This is a genomic window from Saccharomonospora iraqiensis subsp. paurometabolica YIM 90007 (assembly GCF_000231035.2).
In the GTDB taxonomy this organism is placed as follows: domain Bacteria; phylum Actinomycetota; class Actinomycetes; order Mycobacteriales; family Pseudonocardiaceae; genus Saccharomonospora; species Saccharomonospora paurometabolica.
In genome coordinates this window covers 43,710-48,504 of record NZ_KI912234.1, presented here as the reverse complement: position 1 = coordinate 48,504, position 4,795 = coordinate 43,710, and the positions used below count along the sequence as shown (strand labels likewise).

The 4,795-nt window shown below is 74.0% G+C and carries 1 protein-coding gene; it reads right to left on the bottom strand.

Annotation, left to right across the window (positions count from 1 at the left end):
* Window positions 1-4,795: type I polyketide synthase (locus SACPADRAFT_RS27120; protein WP_198048311.1), on the bottom strand; the 4,795-nt coding region annotated here is incomplete at both ends.

Genomic DNA, 4,795 nt, shown 5'->3' with positions numbered 1-4,795 from the left:
CGAGCAACGCGGCGTCGGTTCCGAGTGCGGCGTCGAACAACGCCAGCGCTTCGGTGGTGTCCAACGCCCGGCCACCGCCCCGCCCGGCCCGGCGCAGGTGCCCGTCGTCGAGGTGGCCGGTGAGTCCGCTGGTCTCGGCCCACAGGCCCCACGCCAGCGACAGACCCGGCCTGCCCTCGGCCCGCCTGCGCGCGACCACCGCGTCCGCGGCGGCGTTGGCGGCGGCGTAGTTGGCCTGTCCCGCGTTGCCGAACACGCCGGAAGCCGACGAGAAGACGACGAACGCCTCCAGGTCGCCGGCCAGCTCGTCGAGGTGGGCCGCACCCGCGGCCTTGGGTCCCCAGACGGCGTCGAGCCGGTCGGGGGTGAGCGCGGTGACCACACCGTCGTCGAGCACACCCGCCGCGTGCACCACCGCCGTCACCGGATACTCCGCCAGCAGCGCCGCCACGGCCTCCCGATCCGCCACATCACACGCCACAACCCGCACCGACGCACCGAGCTCGGCCAACTCGGAGACCACAGCCCCCACACCGGCAGCATCCGCACCACGACGACCGACCAGCACCAACTCCCGGACACCATGCTCAGCAACCAGATGACGCGCGAGCAACACACCCAGCGTGCCGGTACCACCCGTGATCAACACCCGGCTGTCCGCGTGGAACGGGCTCACCGCGGAGCCGGTGGCCCGGGTCAGGCGGGGTGCGAGCACGCGGCCTTCGCGCACGACCACCTCGGGCTCGTCGGCGGCGGCCGCCTCGCCCGCGAGTGCGGCGTCGTCGGCCAGCAGCAGGGTGACGCGGCCGGGGTTTTCGGTGTCGGCGGCGCGGAGCAGGCCACGCAGTGCCCCGGTGACGAGGTCGTCCGTGGTGACGTGGACGACCACCGGCCGGTCGCCGGCACAGGCGTCCTGGACGGCGGGCAGCGCTCGGTCGAGTGCGGCACGCGCCGCTGCCTCCGTGTCGCCGGGATCGATGCCCAGCACGGTGGTCTCGACGGCACCGCCGAGCGTGGTCTCGGCGAGTTCGCGGCCGTAGAGAGCGGCAGCGGCGCCGGTGGCGGCGACCTGCTCGACGGCGGTCAGCGGGCGCAGGGCGAGCGAGTCGACGTGCAGGACGAGCGCACCGGACGCGTCGACCACGCTCAGCGAGAGGGTGTCCTTTCCGGCGGGGGCGAGCCGGACCAGCACGTGGCCCGCTCCCACGGCGCCGAGCGCGACACCCTGCCAGGAGAACGGGAGCCAGGCCGAGGCCGGGTCGGTGACGAACCCTCCGAAGCCGGTGGCGTGCAGGGCGGCATCGATCAGCGCCGGGTGCGCGCCGAATCCGGAGGCGGTGTCCTCGGGCAACCGGACCTCGGCGTAGACGTCGTCGCCGTCGCGCCACGCCTTTCGCAGGCCTCGGAACGAAGGCCCGTAGACCAGCCCGACCTCGGCCAGATCGGCATAGGCGGAGTCGACGGAGACGGGTTCGGCCCCGGCGGGCGGCCACTCGGCGTCCGGTGGCGGGGCGGTGACGTCGGCGAGCACACCGGAGGCGTTGCGGGTCCACCCACCGTTCGCGTGCCGGGTGTGGACCGTGAAGGTGGCGCGGCCGTCGGCGGTCGGGCCGACGGCGAGCTGCACGTCCACGCCCTCGTCCGGAACGACGAGGGGAACGTGCAGCGACAGCTCGTCGACGCCGGTCAGGTCGACCTGGTCGGCGGCGTGCAGTGCCAGTTCGAGGACGCCGGTGCCGGGGAAGACCACCTGCCCCGCCACGACGTGGTCGGCCAGCCAGGGCTGTGTCTCGGTGCTGAGTCTGCCGGTGAGCAGCACACCCTGTTCGTCGGGCAGCGTGGCCAGCGCGGCCAGCAGCGGGTGACCCGCGGCGGCCAGCCCGGCATGGGACAGGGAACCCCTCGCCACCGGGCGGGCGGGCCAGAAGCGGGCGTGCTGGAACGGGTAGGTCGGCAGGTCGATGCGCTGCCCACCGGGGATGACAGCGTCCCAGTCGGGCGCCGCGCCGTGGACGACGGCCTCGCCCAGGGAGAGCTGCAGCCTGCGCAGGCCGCCGTCGTCGCGGGTGAGCGAGCCGACCGCGAACACGTCCTCGGGCAGAGCCATGGTCAGTACGGGGTGCGGCGAGCACTCGACGAACGTGCCGAATCCCTCGGCCGAGAGTGCGGTGACGGCGTCGGCGAACCGCACCGGCGAGCGCAGGTTGTCGAACCAGTAACCGGCGTCCAGGGCCGAGCCGTCCTCGACCCGGCCGGTCAGCGTCGAGTACACCGGAACCGTCCCCGTGTGCGGCCGAACCGGCTCCAGGGCCTCCAGAAGCTCCTCGCGCAATCCGTCCACCTGCGCCGAGTGCGAGGCATAGTCGACCGGGACCCGCTTCGCCCGGACCTCGTCGGCCGCACAGGTGGTGATCAGCTCCTCCAGCGCCTCCGGCTCGCCCGACACCACAGCGGCGGCGGAGCCGTTGATCGCCGCGATCGAGATCCGCTGCCCGAACGGTTCGATCCGCTCCCGCACTCCGGCCTCGTCCAGCGCGATCGACACCATCCCGCCACGCCCCGCGAGCCGTCGTAACACCCGCGACCGCAGGGCCACCACTCTGGCACCGTCCTCGAGGGACAACGCACCAGCCACCACGGCGGCTGCGATCTCACCCTGGGAGTGGCCCACCACGGCATCCGGTTCGACACCCCAGGAGCGCCACACCTCGGCCAGCGAGACCATCACGGCCCACAACGCGGGCTGGACGACGTCGACCCGGTCGAGCAGGTCGGCATCGTCCAACGCGACATCGAGTGACCAGTCCACGAACTGGTCCAGCACCGCTTGACACTCGGCCAGCCGTGCCGCGAACACCTCCGACTCGGCGGCCAGTTCCCGAGCCATACCGACCCACTGGGAACCCTGACCGGGGAACACGAACACCGTCTTGCCGGGCTCGCCCGCGGTGCCGCGCACGAGATCCGGGTGCGGCTGCCCCGCCGCCAACGCCCGCACACCGTCCTCGGAGACCGCCACCGCCCGGTGTTCCAGCCAGGCCCGCGACGTCGCCAGCGAGTAGGCGAGCGGCACCGACAGCTCCGTGAGCGTGCCCGCATGCGCCTCCAGCGCCTCGGCCGAGCGCGCCGACAGCACGAACGGCACCTGCCCGGTCACCGGCTCCACGGCCGGAACGGGGTCGCCCTGTTCCAGGACCACATGCGCATTGGTGCCACTCACGCCGAAAGCCGAGACCGCCATCCGCCGGGCCCGGTCGCGGTCGGGCCACGCCCGCGTCCCGGTGACCAGCTCGACGGCCCCCGAGGACCAGTCCACGTGCGGGGTCGGCGCGTCGATGTGCAGGGTCGCCGGGACGGCGCCCCGGCGCAGGGCGAGCACCGCCTTGATGACACCCGCCACGCCCGCGGCGGCCTGGGTGTGGCCCAGGTTGGACTTGACGGACCCGAGCAGCAGCGGATGCGCACGGTCGCGGCCGTAGGTGGCCAGCAGCGCCTCGGCTTCGATCGGGTCGCCCAGTGCGGTGCCGGTGCCGTGCGCCTCCACGACGTCCACCTCGGTCGGTCCGAGGTCGGCGGCGGCCAGGGCGGCGCGAATGACACGTTGCTGTGCGGGACCGTTGGGCGCGGTGAGACCGTTGGACGCACCGTCCTGATTGACCGCGGAGCCCCGCACGACGGCCAGGACCGGATGGCCGTTGCGGCGGGCGTCGGAGAGCCGTTCGACGACGAGCACGCCGACGCCCTCCCCCCAGCCGGTGCCGTCGGCGCCCGCGGCGAACGCCTTACAGCGGCCGTCGGCTGCCAGCCCGCGCTGGCGGGAGAACTCCAGGAACGCGCCCGGCGTGGACATCACCGTCGCGCCGCCGGCCAGGGCCAGGTCGCACTCGCCCGAGCGCAGTGCCTGGGCGGCGAGATGCAGCGACACCAGCGACGCCGAGCACGCGGTGTCGACGGTGACCGACGGGCCTTCCAGGCCGAAGGCGTAGGACAGGCGGCCGGAGACGACGGCGGCCGCGTTGCCGGTGGCCAGGTGCCCGGCGACCTCCTCGGTGGAGCCGAGGAACAGGTTCGCGTAGTCCTGCCCGTTGGTTCCCATGAACACGCCCGTGGCCGTGCCCTTGAGCGTGGTCGGGGCGATGCCCGCGCGCTCGACGGCCTCCCAGGAGGTCTCCAGCAGGAGCCGCTGCTGCGGGTCCATGGCCAGCGCCTCGCGCGGCGAGATGCCGAAGAAGTCGGCGTCGAATCCCGAGGCGTCGTGCAGGAACGCGCCGAAGCCGGTGTCGGACCCGTCGTCGGCCGACAGGGCGGCGAGATCCCAGTTGCGGTCCTCGGGGAACGGGCCGACCGCGTCCCGCCCGGCGGCCAGCAGCTCCCACAGGTCCTCGGGGCTGCTGACGTTCCCGGGGAAGCGACAGGCCATGGCGACGATCGCGACCGGCTCGTCCACCGGCCGCGCCCGGGCGGGGCCGCCGTCGGTAACGGTGCCGGTGAGCCGTTCGACGAGTGCGCGGGCGAGGTCGGCCGGGGTCGGGTGGTCGAAGACAGCGCCCGCCGGGAGGGTGAGGCCGGTGGCCGCGCCGAGCAGGTTCCGCAGCTCGACGGCGGTCAGCGAGTCGACGCCGAGATCGCGGAAGGGCTTGTGCGGTGGGACCGCCGCAGCGTCGCGGTGACCGAGCACGGCGGCGGCCTGGGCACGCACCAGCTCGAGGACGGCCTCCGGGCCGACCTCGGCGAGGTCGAGTCCGGCGGGCGCGACCGGCGTCGCACGCCGGGCCTCCGGCAGGTGGTCGAGGAG